The 14,543-nt window shown below is 70.9% G+C and carries 13 protein-coding genes, 1 tRNA gene and 1 pseudogene; 4 read left to right on the forward strand and 11 right to left on the reverse strand.

Annotation, left to right across the window (positions count from 1 at the left end; translation table 11 throughout):
- Nucleotides 1–31: 31 nt before the first annotated feature.
- Nucleotides 32–814 (reverse strand): methionine ABC transporter permease, encoded by a 783-nt coding sequence (locus LUZ64_RS09390; protein ID WP_095581939.1) that lies wholly within the window; start codon nucleotides 812–814, stop codon nucleotides 32–34.
- Nucleotides 811–1,863 (reverse strand): methionine ABC transporter ATP-binding protein, encoded by a 1,053-nt coding sequence (locus LUZ64_RS09395; RefSeq protein WP_232390224.1) that lies wholly within the window; start codon nucleotides 1,861–1,863, stop codon nucleotides 811–813. Before LUZ64_RS09395 ends, LUZ64_RS09390 begins: the two co-directional genes overlap by 4 nt.
- A gap of 605 nt (nucleotides 1,864–2,468) precedes the next feature.
- On the opposite strand from LUZ64_RS09395, the gene LUZ64_RS09400 reads away from it, so the two are divergent.
- Together LUZ64_RS09400 and LUZ64_RS09405 are read left to right on the forward strand one after the other, a co-directional pair.
- A complete protein-coding gene (locus LUZ64_RS09400) occupies nucleotides 2,469–2,828 on the forward strand; it encodes a hypothetical protein (protein WP_095581937.1) in 360 nt (119 codons plus the stop codon).
- 14 nt (nucleotides 2,829–2,842) lie between these two features.
- On the forward strand, nucleotides 2,843–3,259 hold the full coding sequence (locus LUZ64_RS09405; protein WP_095581947.1) for a hypothetical protein: 417 nt from the start codon (nucleotides 2,843–2,845) through the stop codon (nucleotides 3,257–3,259).
- A 23-nt stretch (nucleotides 3,260–3,282) separates the two neighbouring features.
- Here the strand turns inward: LUZ64_RS09405 and LUZ64_RS09410 are convergent.
- The 3 genes and pseudogenes from LUZ64_RS09410 to LUZ64_RS09420 form a co-directional block, all read right to left on the reverse strand.
- Nucleotides 3,283–3,807 (reverse strand): annotated as a pseudogene (locus tag LUZ64_RS09410) (GNAT family N-acetyltransferase); the annotation flags it as partial.
- Nucleotides 3,808–3,868: 61 nt separating this feature from the next.
- Nucleotides 3,869–4,393 (reverse strand): sigma-70 RNA polymerase sigma factor region 4 domain-containing protein, encoded by a 525-nt coding sequence (locus LUZ64_RS09415; RefSeq protein ID WP_095581935.1) that lies wholly within the window; start codon nucleotides 4,391–4,393, stop codon nucleotides 3,869–3,871.
- A 116-nt stretch (nucleotides 4,394–4,509) separates the two neighbouring features.
- Nucleotides 4,510–5,682: a glycerophosphodiester phosphodiesterase gene (locus LUZ64_RS09420; protein ID WP_095581934.1), complete on the reverse strand. Its 1,173-nt coding sequence runs from the start codon at nucleotides 5,680–5,682 to the stop codon at nucleotides 4,510–4,512.
- Between the two features lie 227 nt (nucleotides 5,683–5,909).
- Here LUZ64_RS09420 and LUZ64_RS09425 point away from each other — a divergent pair, with 227 nt between their 5' ends.
- A complete protein-coding gene (locus LUZ64_RS09425) occupies nucleotides 5,910–6,587 on the forward strand; it encodes a lysophospholipid acyltransferase family protein (protein ID WP_095581933.1) in 678 nt (225 codons plus the stop codon).
- Nucleotides 6,588–6,626: 39 nt separating this feature from the next.
- On the opposite strand, the gene LUZ64_RS09430 is transcribed toward LUZ64_RS09425, so the two are convergent.
- The 5 genes from LUZ64_RS09430 to LUZ64_RS09450 form a co-directional block, all read right to left on the reverse strand.
- Entirely contained in the window at nucleotides 6,627–7,454 is an 828-nt protein-coding gene (locus tag LUZ64_RS09430; RefSeq protein ID WP_095581932.1) for an alpha/beta fold hydrolase, read from the reverse strand.
- Nucleotides 7,455–7,644: 190 nt separating this feature from the next.
- Nucleotides 7,645–9,204 (reverse strand): MFS transporter, encoded by a 1,560-nt coding sequence (locus LUZ64_RS09435; RefSeq protein ID WP_095581931.1) that lies wholly within the window; start codon nucleotides 9,202–9,204, stop codon nucleotides 7,645–7,647.
- Complete coding sequence (locus tag LUZ64_RS09440; protein WP_095581930.1) at nucleotides 9,201–9,749, reverse strand: TetR/AcrR family transcriptional regulator; 549 nt, start codon at nucleotides 9,747–9,749, stop codon at nucleotides 9,201–9,203. Before LUZ64_RS09440 ends, LUZ64_RS09435 begins: the two co-directional genes overlap by 4 nt.
- 105 nt (nucleotides 9,750–9,854) lie before the next feature.
- The gene (gene argH / locus LUZ64_RS09445; RefSeq protein ID WP_095581929.1) at nucleotides 9,855–11,288 is read right to left on the reverse strand and encodes an argininosuccinate lyase; all 1,434 of its coding nucleotides are present in this window, start codon (nucleotides 11,286–11,288) and stop codon (nucleotides 9,855–9,857) included.
- Between the two features lie 107 nt (nucleotides 11,289–11,395).
- The gene (locus LUZ64_RS09450; RefSeq protein ID WP_095581928.1) at nucleotides 11,396–12,589 is read right to left on the reverse strand and encodes an argininosuccinate synthase; all 1,194 of its coding nucleotides are present in this window, start codon (nucleotides 12,587–12,589) and stop codon (nucleotides 11,396–11,398) included.
- Between the two features lie 214 nt (nucleotides 12,590–12,803).
- On the opposite strand from LUZ64_RS09450, the gene LUZ64_RS09455 reads away from it, so the two are divergent.
- Nucleotides 12,804–12,880: transfer RNA gene (locus LUZ64_RS09455), tRNA-Pro, on the forward strand.
- A 201-nt stretch (nucleotides 12,881–13,081) separates the two neighbouring features.
- Here the strand turns inward: LUZ64_RS09455 and LUZ64_RS09460 are convergent.
- Complete coding sequence (locus LUZ64_RS09460) at nucleotides 13,082–13,894, reverse strand: helix-turn-helix transcriptional regulator (RefSeq protein WP_232390225.1); 813 nt, start codon at nucleotides 13,892–13,894, stop codon at nucleotides 13,082–13,084.
- Nucleotides 13,895–14,543: the final 649 nt, after the last annotated feature.

Below are 14,543 nucleotides of genomic sequence, written 5' to 3' on the forward strand. Positions count from 1 at the left end.
TCGTGAGGTGGGTGTCCCGGGGCGCGGGGCCTCAGGGGGTCTTGGTCAGGGCGGTGGCCGGCTCCTCGGTCGCGGTGACGGGGGCCTGGCCGGCCTGGGGTGCCCCGGCGGTCCGCGGGCGGCGCAGGCCGACGCGTACGGAGGCGGAGGAGCGGCTGCCGCGGCCGGCGAGGCGCTTGACGACCAGGTCGCCGAGCAGCTGGACGAGGGTGACCAGGAGGATCAGCAGGACGACGGTGACGACCATCAGGCGGGTCTCGTACTGCTGGAAGCCGTAGGTGTAGGCGAGGTTGCCGAGGCCGCCGCCGCCGACGGCGCCGGCGATCGCGGAGTAGCCGATCAGGGTGATGACGGTGGTCGTGACGGCCGCGACGAGGGCGGGCAGCGCCTGCGGCAGGAGCACCTTGAACACGACGGTCCAGGTGCCGCCGCCCATCGACTGGACGGCTTCGACGAGGCCGTGGTCGACCTCGCGCACCGCGGCCTCCACCAGCCGCGCGAAGAACGGTATGGCGGCGATGGCGAGCGGGACGACCGCGCCCGAGGGGCCGATGGAGGTGCTGACGAGGAAGCGCGTGAAGGGGATCAGCACGACCATCAGGATGAGGAAGGGGAAGGAGCGGCCGATGTTCACGATCGCGCCGACGACCTTGTTCACCACGACGTTCTGGAGCAGTCCGCCGCGGTCGGTGAGGATCAGCAGGAGGCCCAGCGGTACGCCGGCGACGACCGCGTAGAAGGTGGCCCACCACACCATGAACAGGGTGTCGAGCGAGTTGTTGTACAGCAGTGGCCGCATCGTTTCCCAGCTCACTTGACACCTTCCTTGAGGAGCGCGGCGTCCGCGGGCGCCGGATACGCGACGTCGGCGACGTCGACCTGGAGACCCTGCTCGCGCAGGAAGCCGATGGGCACGACGTTCTCCTCGAAGCGGCCGGGCAGCTCGATGCGCATGCGGCCGATCTGCTTGCCGGCGACGGTGTCCATCGCGGCGCCCAGGATGGAGATGTCGATGTTGTACGTGCGCGACAGCTGCGAGATGACGGGCTGGGTCGCGGCCTCGCCGTGGAAGGTGACGTCCACGACGGTGCGGTCCGCGCCGGAGGGCTCGCCGCCGACGGGGAAGAGCTCGGCGGCGAGCTCGGAGCCCGGGGTGGCGAGCAGTTCGGAGACGGTGCCGGACTCCACGACGCGGCCGCCCTTCATGAGGGCCGCGGAGTCGCAGATGGTCTTGACGACGTCCATCTCGTGGGTGATGAGGAGGACGGTCAGGCCGAGCTGCTGGTTGAGGTCGCGCAGCAGCTGGAGGATGGAGCGGGTGGTCTCCGGGTCGAGCGCGGACGTCGACTCGTCGGAGAGCAGCACCTTGGGGTCGCCGGCCAGGGCGCGGGCGATGCCCACGCGCTGCTTCTGGCCGCCGGAGAGCTGGGCGGGGTAGGCCTTGGCCTTGTCGGCGAGGCCGACGAGGTCGAGGAGTTCGAGTGCCTTGCGCTCGCGCTCCTTGCCGGAGACGCCGAGGATCTCCAGCGGCAGCTCGATGTTGGCCTGCACGGTGCGCGAGGAGAGCAGGTTGAAGTGCTGGAAGACCATGCCGATGCGGCTGCGTGCCTCGCGCAGCGCCGCGTTGGCGCGGGGGCCGCGTCCGGCGAGGGCCGTGAGGTCCCGGCCGTTCACGGTGACCGTGCCGGAGCTGGGGCGCTCCAGGAGGTTGACGCAGCGGATGAGGGTCGATTTGCCGGCGCCGCTCTGGCCGACGACGCCGTACACCTCGCCCTCGCGCACATGGAGGTCGACGCCGTCGAGGGCGGTGACCTCGCGGCCGCGTGAGCGGTAGACCTTTGTCAGGCCCGTAGTGGTGATCACAGGGGTTTCCGTCACTGTCGAGTGCGCGGCGGTGGTGTGCCGGCACGGGAATGCATTGCGGAACGCGGCATCGGTGAGCCCCGGCGGCGCGTGGCGCGGCTTCTCGGGGTCAAGGGTGACGCGGGGGGCGGAGCGTACCCGTCGGGTCCTGTCGGGGACCGGCGGCGGGGGCTCTACGGGTCTCGCTTCGGGGCGCGAGGCACGGAACGGGGGCCCTCAGCAGTCACACATTCGACACATGCAACGAGCAGCACCGGGCGTCGTCATCGCCTCGGTCGCAAGAGTGCGGGTGCTCGTCGTGGTCATGCGGGAAAGTAAAACAGACGGATGTGCGGCCCGGCCAAGGCTGTCCGAATAGCGGACATCCATGATCACCTCGTGGACACCGGGCGCTCGCCCTCGATGATCTTGGGGCACCGCTCCGGCCTGCGGGAACAGGCCCGGAAGCCCGGCCCGGAACCGGTCGCCCGACCGGCTCGCTGTGGCCAAGGCCACGCCCGCGCACGCCGCGCCGGGGCCGCGCGCGGGGCGGGAGCGCCGGGCCATTAAAGTCGTCCCATGCTTGTCAAGCCCCATCCGCACGCCCGCGCCGCGCGGGGGCCACGGTGATCGACGCGCTGACGCTCGCGGTCGGTCTGGCCGCCCTCGCGCTGGCCGCCTGGTGCGGCTTCGCCTTCTCGCGCGACCAGCCGACCAAGGACTGGCACTTCATCGGCATGGCCGTGGTGTCCGTGCTGGCCGTGGTCCAGCTCGCCGTCGGGGTCGTCCGGCTCGGCGGCGGCGACAGGCCCGCCCAGGGCACCGCGATCTTCGTCGCCTATCTGCTGGGCTCGGCCGCGGCCGTCCCGGCCGCCGGCTTCATGTCGCTCGCGGAGCGGACCCGCTGGGGCTCGGCCACCGTGGCGGCGGGCGCCGTCATCCTGGCCGTGCTCGAAGTACGGCTCTACGACATCTGGGGAGGCTGACCGTGTCCGGACCCATGACGGACGAGAAGCCCGGCTTCGACCTCGGCCAGGGGCCGGGAAGGCTGCTGGTCTGGCTCTACGGCGTGTTCACCGTGGCCGCGGCGTCCCGCTCGGTCGTCCAGATGCTCATGGACTTCGGCCGGGCCCCCTTGGCGTACGTCCTGTCGGCGATCGCCGCCGTGGTGTACGCCTTCATCACCTACTCCCTGGTCCGCGGCGGCCCGGCCGCGCGCAAGGCGGCGCTGGTGTGCTGCGCCGCCGAGCTGGCCGGCGTCCTCGTCGTCGGCACCTGGACCCTCGCCGCGCCGTCGGCCTTCCCCGACGCGACGGTCTGGTCCGACTACGGGATGGGATACCTCTTCATCCCGGTGATCCTGCCGGTGACGGCGATGGTGTGGCTGCGGCGGGGCGTCACGGCCCGGCCCGCGTAGTCCGCGCGGCCCGGCCCTGAGCTTCAGGCGTTCACCGGCTCCTTCACCGGCACCGCCACCTTCTCCAGCGTCACCACGGACCGCTTCCCCGTGACCCGCTCCACCGCCACCCGCTCGTAGCCCCAGCCCCGGTACAGCCGCAGCGTCCGCTCGTTCCGGTGCCCGGTCGCCAGCCGGTAGCGGTCCGCCGACCGCTCCGCGGCCAGGCGTTCCTCGATGGCCGCGAGCAGGCGCCCGCCCAGGCCGTGCCGCCGCATCCGCGGGTGCACCATCAGCCCGGAGATCAGGGCCGTGCCGTCCTCGTCGACCGTGCCGCGCGCCGAGCCGACGACCTCTTCGCCGAGCCGGGCGACGAGCACCAGGCCGGCGGCCAGCTCCGCGCGGAGCGCGGCGAGGCTCTGGGTGAGGGGTTCGAGGGAGTAGTCGCCGTAGAGCTCGGCCTCTTCCTGGAAGCAGAGGTACTGGAGTTTGAGGATCCGCTCGGCGTCGTCCTCGGTCGCCGTAGCGAGGGTCACGCTCATGCCCATGTGCGCACGCCTCCCCTTTTCGGTTCGGTCCGCCCTGACAGGAGCCGGCGCGGATGCGCGTCGCCTCCATGGCGCCGGTCGCCTACCGCTCCTTTCCCCAACGTCCAGGAGCCGCAACCTCCGCCGTGAGCATTCTGCGCAAGCAACCAAGGCAACGGGAACGCACCGGCCCCAAAGATCCTTGTGACATTCCCAACTCGCCTGCGATTTCCCGGTAGGTCGGGTCGTGGCGGGAAAGCAGCGCGCCCAGCAGCCGGGGGCACCGGCCGGGCAGCCGGCGCACGGCCGCGCGCAGCACCCGGCCCTCCTCGGCGGCCAGTACCGCGTGCTCGACGCCCGACTCCGGGCCGCCGGACGGCTCGGAACGGGTCGGGTCGTAGAGCACCTCGCGGCGGGCCCGGCGGCGGGCGGAGCGGGCCTCGGCCCGTACCGCCGCGCGTAAGCGGGAGGCGGCCGGGCGGCCGCACTGCGGGCGGCTGTCGCTCAGCACCCGCACCCAGACAGCCTGTTCGAGGTCAGCGGCCTCGACGCCCGCGGCCGGTGCCTCCGCCGCGCACTCGGCGGCCAGCAGGGGCCGGAGCGAGGTCAGAAGATCGTTCGGTGTCATGCGGGTCGGGACGTGCGTCCCGGCGCGGCCGGTTTCGGCGACACCGGGTAACCACCCCTACGGGTGAGGTGACCGGTGGGGGCGGCGCGGCGGTTTCCCGCACCGCCCCGGAGTCGTCAGCGCTTGACGAAGTCGGCGCGGGCCAGCGCCGCCGTGTCGCAGTTGTCGGAGAAGATCCCGTCGATGCCGGTGGCGAAGTACGTCTTGAACGCACCGAAGACGTCACCGTAGGCGTTGGGGTCGGTGCCGCGCCGGAAGTCCGCCGGCAGGAAGCTGTTCTCGTTGCGCATGGTGTACGGGTGCACGATCAGCCCGGCGGCGTGGGAGTCCCGCACCAGCGTGGTGGGCTTGGTGAGCCGGTCGTTCTTGTCCCGGGGGATGACCAGGTTCAGCCACGGGCCGATGCCCTGGGCGAAGCCCGCGACCCACCGCAGGCCCTTGGGGGTGATGAGGTCGGCGACCGTGCGCGGGTCCTTGGCCTCGACGAAGTCCCAGGGCCGGGTGGTGAGGTCGTCGAGCAGGAGCACCTTGGGGCAGTCCACACCGAGCTTGTTCAGCCGCTGGAGGCTGCTGGGCTCGAAGGACTGGAGGAAGGTGTGGGCGTTCCGGCCCGAGCGGCCGTAGCGGCGCAGCAGCTTGGCGAGACGTTCCTCCAGGCCGAGGCCCGCCTTGCGGAAGTACGTGGGGTGCTTGGTCTCGATGTGCAGCCAGACCCGGCGGCCGCGCTTGCGGCCCTGTTCGTCGGCCCACTTCAGGACCTCTTCGAAGGTGGGCACCTGCCAGCGGCCGTCGTAGAGGGTGTTGTGGCCGCGGGTGCCGGGGATGCGCTCCTTGGCACGGAGCGTCCGCAGCTCGGCCAGGGTGAAGTCCTCGGTGAACCAGCCGGTGTGGGCCTCGCCGTCGACGGTCTTGGTGGTCTTGCGGGAGGCGAACTCCGGGTGCGAGGCGACATCGGTGGTGCCGGTGATGTCGTTCTCGTGACGGCAGACGAGGTGGCCGTCCTTGGTGGGCACGAGGTCCTGCTCGATGACGTCCGCGCCGTTGTCGAGGGCGAACTGGTAGGAGCCGAGGGTGTGCTCGGGGCGGTAGCCGCTGCCGCCGCGGTGACCGACGACGGTCGGGACCGGCAGGTCCTTGTACGAGCCCGAGTCACCGTGGCCGCCGTGCCCCTGCCCGCGCGAGGCGGCCGAGGCCTGGCCCGCGCCGCCGCCGAGGACGACCGCCCCCGCGCCGAGGGCCGCCGCGGCCCCCAGAAGGCTGCGCCTGCCCGGCCGCTGTCCCTGCTCCATAAAAACTCCTCGTTCTGCGTGTGCGGTGCCCGTACGGCACCTTTCCGCCGCGCCGATCGTAGACACGTGCGACTTTCGGATGGGGAGACGAAGGTCAAACGGGGTGCAAACTCACGTCAACACTCCGTATCGCTGCATAAACCTGGTGTGCGCGCCATGGGTACCGGCGAGTATGGTCTCCCCCTGCGCAGGCATGCGCCGCACGACCACCACGACCGGAGGGCCCGTTGTCCCGCATCTTGCTCAAGGCGTTCCTCGGATTGCTCATGCGCGTCCTGTACCGCCCGAAGGTCGAGGGCGCGGAGCGCATCCCGGGCACGGGGCCGGTGATCCTGGCCGGCAGCCATGTGACGTTCGTCGACTCGCTGTTCCTCGCGCTGGTCGTCAAGCGTCAGGTGTTCTTCATCGGCAAGGACGAGTACGTCACGGGCAAGGGCCTCAAGGGCCGGCTGATGGCCTGGTTCTTCACCAGCTCCGGCATGATCCCGGTGGACCGTGACGGCGGCCGCGGCGGTGTCGCGGCGCTGATGACCGGCCGCCGGGTGCTGGACGAGGGCAATGTCTTCGGGATCTACCCCGAGGGCACCCGCTCCCCCGACGGCCGTCTCTACCGCGGCCGGACCGGCATCGCCCGGCTGACGCTGATGACCGGCGCCCCGGTGGTCCCGTTCGCGATGCTCGGCATGGACAAGGTCCAGCCGGGCGGCAAGGGCCGGCTGCGGCTCGCCCCGGTGACGGTGCGCTTCGGCGAGCCGCTGGACTTCGCCCGCTACGAGGGCATGGACCGCGACCGCTATGTGCTGCGCGCCGTCACCGACGAGGTGATGAGCGAGGTCATGAGCCTGTCGGGTCAGGAGTACGTGGACATGTACGCCACCAAGGCGCGGGAGGAGAAGGCCGCCTGACGGCCGGCGCCTCCCTCACCTCCGCACTCCCCCGGGTTCTCAGGCCCGGCCGACGCACTGGGGCTGGAAGCCCGGGTCGGCCGGGCCTTCGTGCGCCAGGGCGTCGAGCACCCACTGGGCGACGACCGGGTCCTTGGTGGCCTGGTCGTGCATGTAGAGGTCCAGCGGGCACTTGTCCTGGAGCACGATGTTGGTGAGGTGCTCCTTCGGGCCGGTGAGCAGCGCGCTGGTGTACGGGATCACGACCTCGTCGTAGCGGGTGGTGATGACCGTGTAGTCGGGTCCGGCCGGGGTCTCCTCACCGGCGTTGAGCTTGCGCATCAGCGGCGAGTCCCACTGCTGGTCGACGCAGGAGGGGCAGATGGTCCAGCCGGCGGGGATGGCGAGCGGGTTCTTGGTGCCGTGGTTGGACGGGACGATGCCGACGAGGTCGTCCACCTTGTCCGCGCCGCCGAGGAACTTCACGTAGTAGCGCGGCAGCATGCCGCCCTGGCTGTGGCCGACGAGATCGACCTTCGCGGCGCCGGTCGCGCCCCGCACGGCCTCGACGAAGTCGCTGAGCTCGGCCGCGGCCTGCGGTATCGGCGCGGTCTCCATGTTCCCGTAGTTGAAGGCGAAGACGCAGTAGCCCGCCTCCTTGAGCTTGGGCGAGAGCTTCGCCCAGTTCTCGGCCATCAGCTTGAAGGTGCCGTTGACCAGCACGACGGGCTGCGGGTGGGCCGAGTCCGGCTTGCAGGACCAGTCGTTGGCCCCGCGCGGCGGGATGTCGAGGACCGAGGCGGAGGCGGGGGCCGCGAAGCCGGTGAGGCCCAGGGCGGCGGTGGCCGCGGCGGCGAGCAGGAACCTGACGGTCTTGCGCATACGCATGGTGGGGGATTCCTTTGAACGCGGACTTCGTCGTCCGACCCGTGTTCGACAATGTCGACCAGTGGTCGAGATCGTTGCGCGCACATAAGGATCGCGTCAAGGGAATATGTTTCCGGCGTATGTCACACAGGCCGGGGCTTGCCGCCCCGGCCTGTGATGCGGTTTGCTGCTCGTTTGAGCTACAGTCCGCTCAGTGCCCCGTGGGGCCTCCGGCGCCCTCCTCGAGCTCCTGGCCGCGCAGCAGGAACCAAGCCGCCACGGCCGTGCCCAGCAGCACCAGCGCACCGGCGCCGGCGGCGATCCGCAGGCCCTCGACGAACGCGTCCTGGGCGGAGGAGAGCAGGGCCCCGCCCGTACCGCCCGGCAGTTCCGCGGCCGCCTCGACCGCGCCGCCGAGGGAGTCGTGGGCGTCCGCGGCGGCCTTCGCCGGCACCCCGGCGGGAGTGTCGAAGCCGCGGTAGACGCCGGTGACGATCGAGCCCAGGAGCGCGATGCCGAGCGCCGCGCCGAGCTCGTAGGCCGTCTCCGAGACCGCCGATGCGGAGCCCGCCTGCTCCTTGGGCACGCTGGAGAGGATCACGTCCGCGGTGACGGTGAAGGAGAAGCCCGCGCCGACCCCGACGAGCAGCAGGGCCGCGCCGAGGACCGGGTACGCGGTGTCCGCGTGGAGCAGGACGAGCACCGCGAGCGCAACGCCGATCGCGCCGAGCCCGCCGGCCACCACCGACCGCACGGACCAGCGGCGCGCCGCCTTCCCGGCGAGCAGGCCCGCCGTCACGGCGCCCACGGCGGCCGGCAGTTCGGCGAGCCCCGCCTCCAGCGGGTTGCGGCCCTGGACCAGCTGGAGGAACTGGGACAGGAAGAAGACCAGTCCGGACAGTCCGAGCACGGTCAGCAGGTCGGCGAGGACCGCCCCGGAGAAGCCCCGGTGATGGAAGAGCCGCATGTCCAGGAGGGGCTTGGGCAGCTTGAGCTGGCGCCGTACGAACCAGGCCAGGGCCAGCACGCCGAGGACGCCCGCGAGCAGGAAGTGCCAGCGGAAGCCGTACGCGGCCGCTTCCTTGATCGCGTAGACGATCGCCACGATGCCGACCATCGACAGCAGGACGCTGGGCATGTCCCAGGGGCCGGGCGCGGGGTCGCGGGACTCGGGCAGCAGCTTGATGCCGACGAGCACGAGCACGGCCATCACGGGCAGGTTGATCAGGAAGACCGATCCCCACCAGAAGTTCTGGAGCAGGACGCCGCCCACGACCGGGCCGACGGCCGCGCCGGCGGAGGCCATGGCGCCCCAGATGCCGATGGCGAGACTGCGCTCCTTGGGGTCGTGGAAGAGGTTGCGGATGAGCGCGAGGGTGGACGGCATCAGGGTCGCGCCCGCCACGCCGAGCAGGGCCCGGGCGGCGATCATCATCTCGGGGCTGGTGGCGTAGGCGTTGAGCACGGACACCGCGCCGAACGCGACCGCGCCGCAGAGCAGCAGCTTCTTGCGGCCGATCCGGTCGCCGAGGCTGCCCATGGACACCAGGAGGCCGGCGATGACGAAGGAGTAGACGTCGCCGATCCACAGCAGCTGGGTGCCCGAGGGGCGCAGGTCCTCGCTGAGGAAGGGCGTGGCGAGGCCGAGGACGGTCGCGTCGACGGCGACGAGGAGGACGGCCAGGACGAGGACGGCCAGGGCGAGCCAGCGCCCGGGGCGGGGCGTCTCGGCGGCCGGGGCGCCGGCGGGGGTGTCGACCGGGGAAGTCACTGTTTCATCCTCCGCTCGGCGCCGCCGAGCAGCAGCTCGGCGACCATGCGGGTGCGGTCCTTGGCGGCCAGCCGGCCGTCCTGCACGGCCCAGGCTCCGGAGCCGATCAGCCCGTAGAGGGCCTCGGTGAGCCAGGCGGACGTCAGGTCGAGCCGGAAGGCGCCCTCCTCCTGGCCACGCCGGAAGAGGGCGTTGACCCGGGCGTCCAGGCGGTTCCAGCCCTCGTTGAGGCCGGCCTCGTAGAGCTGGTTCTCGGTGAAGAGGAAGGCCATGATCCCGGCCACCGGCTCGGTGGAGGCGATCAGGCGGCGGACGGCGTCGGCCGCGTCGCCCTCCTCGATCCGGGCCTCGTCCAGGGCCTGCTCCAGCTGGCGGATGCCGAGGTCCTCCAGGGCGCGGACGAGCGCGTCCCGGCCGGAGAAGTGGCGGTGGAGGGTGGCCCGGCCGATGCCGGCGGCTCTGGCGATCTCGTCCATGGAAGCGGTCGCCTTGCGGGTGAGCAGGGCGGCGGCTTCCTTCAGTACATGGTCACGATCGACACTCATGAGACGACGATAACCCGAATGAGACGATGATGTCTCATTCGGGTTGTCGCTGTATCGGTGCGGACCCGACGGAGCCGTACGCGCGGAACCGCCGGGGGCCGGGACTCAGCTCCGGCCGGCGTCCGCCCACTTCCGCTGGACCGCTAGGTCGGCCTTGACCTCACCCAGCTGGACCGCGACCGCCGAGGGCGCCGTACCGCCCCGGCCGTTCCGCGAGGCGAGCGCGCCGGGCACGTCGAGGACACCGCGGACCTCGGGCGTCAGATGCGGCGAGATGGCCGCGAACTGCTCGTCCGTGAGCTGGTCCAGCTCGATACCGCGCGCCTCGCACTCCTTGACGCACTCCCCCGCGACCTCGTGCGCCACACGGAACGGCACACCCTGCCGGACCAGCCACTCCGCGATGTCCGTGGCGAGCGAGAAACCGGCGGGGGCCAGCTCCTCCATCCGGGCGCGGTTGACCGTGAGGGTCGCCATCATCCCGGTGAAGGCGGGCAGCAGGACCTCCAGCTGGTCGCAGGAGTCGAAGACGGGCTCCTTGTCCTCCTGGAGGTCGCGGTTGTAGGCGAGCGGCAGGGCCTTCAGGGTGGCGAGCAGCCCCGTCAGATTGCCGATGAGCCGCCCGGACTTGCCCCGCGCCAGCTCGGCGATGTCCGGGTTCTTCTTCTGCGGCATGATCGAGGAGCCGGTGGAGAAGGCGTCGTGGAGGGTGACGAAGGAGAACTCCTTCGTGTTCCAGATGATGATCTCCTCGGCGATCCGGGAGAGGTCGATGCCGATCATCGCCGTGATGAAGGCGAACTCGGCGACGAAGTCCCGGGAGGCCGTCCCGTCGATGGAATTGCCCACCGAGCCGCGCTCGAAGCCGAGGTCGGCGGCGACCGCCTCCGGGTCCAGCCCGAGGGAGGAGCCCGCGAGCGCCCCGGAGCCGTAGGGCGAGACGGCCGTGCGGTCGTCCCACTGCCGCAGCCGCTCCGCGTCCCGGCCGAGCGCCTGGACATGGGCGAGGACGTGGTGGGCGAAGAGCACCGGCTGGGCGTGCTGGAGGTGCGTACGGCCCGGCATGGCGACGTCCGCGTGCGCCTCGGCCAGCCCGACCAGGGCCTCCTGGAGGTCGGTGAGCAGCCCGCCGATGATCCGGGCGTGGTCCCGCAGGTACATCCGGAAGAGCGTGGCGACCTGGTCGTTGCGGGACCGGCCGGCGCGCAGCTTGCCACCGAGGTCGGGGCCGAGCCGCTCCAGCAGCCCGCGCTCCAGCGCGGTGTGGACGTCCTCGTCGGCGATGGTGCCGGTGAAGGTGCCCGCCGCGACGTCGGCCTCCAGCAGTCCGAGGCCGTCCATCATGCGCTGGAGCTCGTCGTCCGTCAGCAGCCCGGCCTTGTGCAGGACGCGGGCGTGGGCGCGGGAGCCCGCGATGTCGTACGGCGCGAGCCGCCAGTCGAAGTGGACGGAGGCGGAGAGCTTGGCCAGCGCCTCGGCCGGTCCGTCCGCGAAACGGCCGCCCCAGAGCCGGACGTCGTCGGTGGTGCCGTTGCTCACTTGCGTGCTCCTCGTGGGTGGTGGGGGACGGCCGGCTGCCGTGGACGGGTGCCGCCGTGCCCACCCACGCCGCCCTTCGCGGCGCGGATGGGCACGGCGGCCGGCGATCAGGCCAGGTCGCGCTTGGCGGCGATCTTCGAGGACAGGCCGAAGATCTCGATGAAGCCCTTCGACATGGACTGGTCGAAGGTGTCGCCGGTGTCGTAGGTGGCGAGGTTGAAGTCGTAGAGCGACTTCTCGGACTTCCGGCCCGTGACGACGGCCCGGCCGCCGTGCAGCGTCATCCGGATGTCGCCGGTGACGTGCTCGTTGGCCTCGGCGATGAAGCCGTCGAGCGCCCGCTTGAGCGGGGAGAACCACAGGCCGTCGTAGACCAGCTCGGTCCACCGCTGCTCGACCTGCCGCTTGTACCGGGCGAGCTCGCGCTCGACGGTGACGGCCTCCAGCTCCTGGTGGGCGGTGATCAGCGCGATCGCGCCGGGCGCCTCGTAGATCTCCCGGGACTTGATGCCGACCAGCCGGTCCTCGACCATGTCGAGCCGGCCGACGCCCTGGGCACCGGCCCGGTCGTTGAGCTGCTGGATGGCCTGGAGCACCGTGACGGACTCGCCGTCGATGGCGACGGGGACGCCCTGCTCGAAGGTGATGACGACCTCGTCGGCCTCCCGGGGGGTGGCCGGGTTGGCGGTGTAGTCGTAGACGTCCTCGATCGGGGCGTTCCAGATGTCCTCCAGGAAGCCCGTCTCCACGGCCCGCCCGAAGACGTTCTGGTCGATGGAGTACGGGGACTTCTTGGTGGTCGCGATCGGCAGGCTCTTGGCCTCGCAGAAGGCGATGGCCTTGTCCCGGGTCATGGCGTAGTCACGGACCGGGGCGATGCAGGTGAGCTCCGGGGCGAGGGAGGAGATGCCCGCCTCGAACCGGACCTGGTCGTTGCCCTTGCCGGTGCAGCCGTGGGCGACGGTGGTCGCGCCGTGCTTCTTGGCGGCGGCGACCAGGTGCTTGACGATCGTCGGCCGCGAGAGGGCGGAGACCAGCGGGTACCGGTCCATGTAGAGGGCATTGGCCTTGATCGCCGGGAGGCAGTACTCCTCGGCGAACTCGTCCTTGGCGTCGGCGACCTCCGCCTCCACCGCACCGCAGGCGAGCGCGCGCTTGCGGATGACGTCCAGGTCCTCGCCGCCCTGGCCGACATCCACGGCGACGGCGATGACCTCGGCGCCCGTCTCCTCGGCGATCCAGCCGATGGCGACGGAGGTGTCCAGGCCGCCTGAGTAGGCGAGTACGACGCGCTCGGTCACGGGTTTCTCCTTACGGTGCATACGCTGATGGGCATAAGTATGCACTCCACCGTATGTTTCGTCAATGAGGTGACGGAGGGGTTCCGTGACGCGTGCGGGAGCGGCGGCGGCCCGGACGGAGGGCGGTCCGGGGCCCGGATTTGGATCACGCCGCCAAACAGGTTATTTTCTTCTTGCACGCCCGACCGGGGAAGACCCGGGAGGAAGCGGGCGCCGGGACGTGGCGCAGCTTGGTAGCGCACTTGACTGGGGGTCAAGGGGTCGTGGGTTCAAATCCCGCCGTCCCGACCAGCGTTTTCGCAGGTCGGAGGCCGTTTTCGCAGAGATGCGGGGACGGCCTTCCGTGTTTTTCCGTACGCTCCGTGTTGTCCGTGCGTTCCGTGCGTACGTTCCGCGCATGCCGTGCCGCGCGACGCCCTTCCGCGTCTTTCCTTGGCGTGGGGCGCCCTTCCGCGCCCTTCCGTGGCGTGCGCGCCGGGCGGGCGCGCTTCCTCAGCCCGCGACGTCCAGGTCCTCGTCGAGCCAGCCGGCCTTCGCCGCGTTGACCCCGGCCTGGAAGCGGCTCGCCGCGTGCAGGCTGGCCGCCAGCTCGGCGACCTTGCGGCGCACCGTCCGCTCGTGCATCCCGAGGTGCCGGGAGATCGTCTGATCCGTGAGCCCGCTGGCGAGCATCCGCAGCAGGGCGAGCTGCCGCTTGTCGCGCGGCCTGCCGGCCGGGCTGACGGCGGGGGCGGCCGCGCCGGCCGGCGGTCCGCTCTCCTGCGGCTCCGGCTCACCGCTCCCCCGCCGGCCGGCCGCCTTCTGCCCCTGGAAGACCACGGAGGCCGAGTGGTTCCAGTAGTGGTCGAAGACGGGGCGGAGGACCTCGTTGACGAGGGGGCTGTGGGCCACGACCATCCGCGGGCCGGCGGCGTCGTCCTCCGTGAGCCGGCTCGGGGGCGCGTAGAACATCGCCGTGGAGTCGTCGACGAGCGCGAAGCTGATGGGCAGCGTCGGGGAGATGCGGATCTCCGCGCCGGCCGCCGTGAGGTCGCGGAGCTTCGCCGCCGGCTGGGGCAGCGTGGCCGTGGACGAGCGGACGACGATGCGGACCGCGATGCCGCGCCGCAGCAGGGAGAGGCAGACCGGCGCCAGGGCCTCGGTGTAGATGTGCCCCGACCCCTGGAGGACCACCTCGGAGTGGGCGCCGAGCAGTTCCCTTTCGAGGGTCGCCAGAATCTCCGGCTGCTTGTCGAGGACCTTCAGCCGGTGGTCCTCCAGCTGCCGCATGTAGATCGTCTTGAACTGGGTGAGCACATCGGTCATGACCACGCCGGTCCGTGTCATGTCCTCGTAGAAATCGAGCATTCGGCTTCGCGCGGTGTCCAGGAGATTGTCCGCGGCGGCCTGCGGGGGTAATGCGATCCAGCCGCTCGGCGTCTCGGAACTCCGCGAGAAGAGACCTATCCCTTCAAGGTCCGATGCCGTTTTCCATAGGGCTGCCTTCGTCCATTTGAACCTCTTGAGGGCGGTCTCCGGATGCCAGGAAATATCCTCGAGGGCGAGTTCGTAGAGGGCGCGGGCGCGTTGCCGGTCTCCGCATTGATCCCCGGCCGAACTGTTTTTTTCAGACATGAAGAGAGGTCCCCAATCCAATCTCCAGGGATCGATTGATCAACAAGTTAGATGATCGCCACCTGGAAGGCAAGGGATAATTGTGGGCCAAAGCCGACCCACCGATTGCTCTGCTTTTCTCGATAAAAGAGCAGAGAGCCGCCATATCCGATGTCGGATAAATGTATCGGTTTGATCTGTCTGCGGCGTTTGCCCAATACACACAGCGACCGTCACCGACTGTGCACTTCGCCGATGAATAACCCGGCATTCCTGCGGGAGCGGCCCACGGGTGCGGCCGGGCAATATTCCCCGGCCTCCGGAAGTACCGGCCGGGATCCCGGTCCGGTGTTCAATGCGC

Origin of the sequence: Streptomyces albireticuli (genome assembly GCF_021228125.1) — a bacterium.
Taxonomy (GTDB): domain Bacteria; phylum Actinomycetota; class Actinomycetes; order Streptomycetales; family Streptomycetaceae; genus Streptomyces; species Streptomyces albireticuli.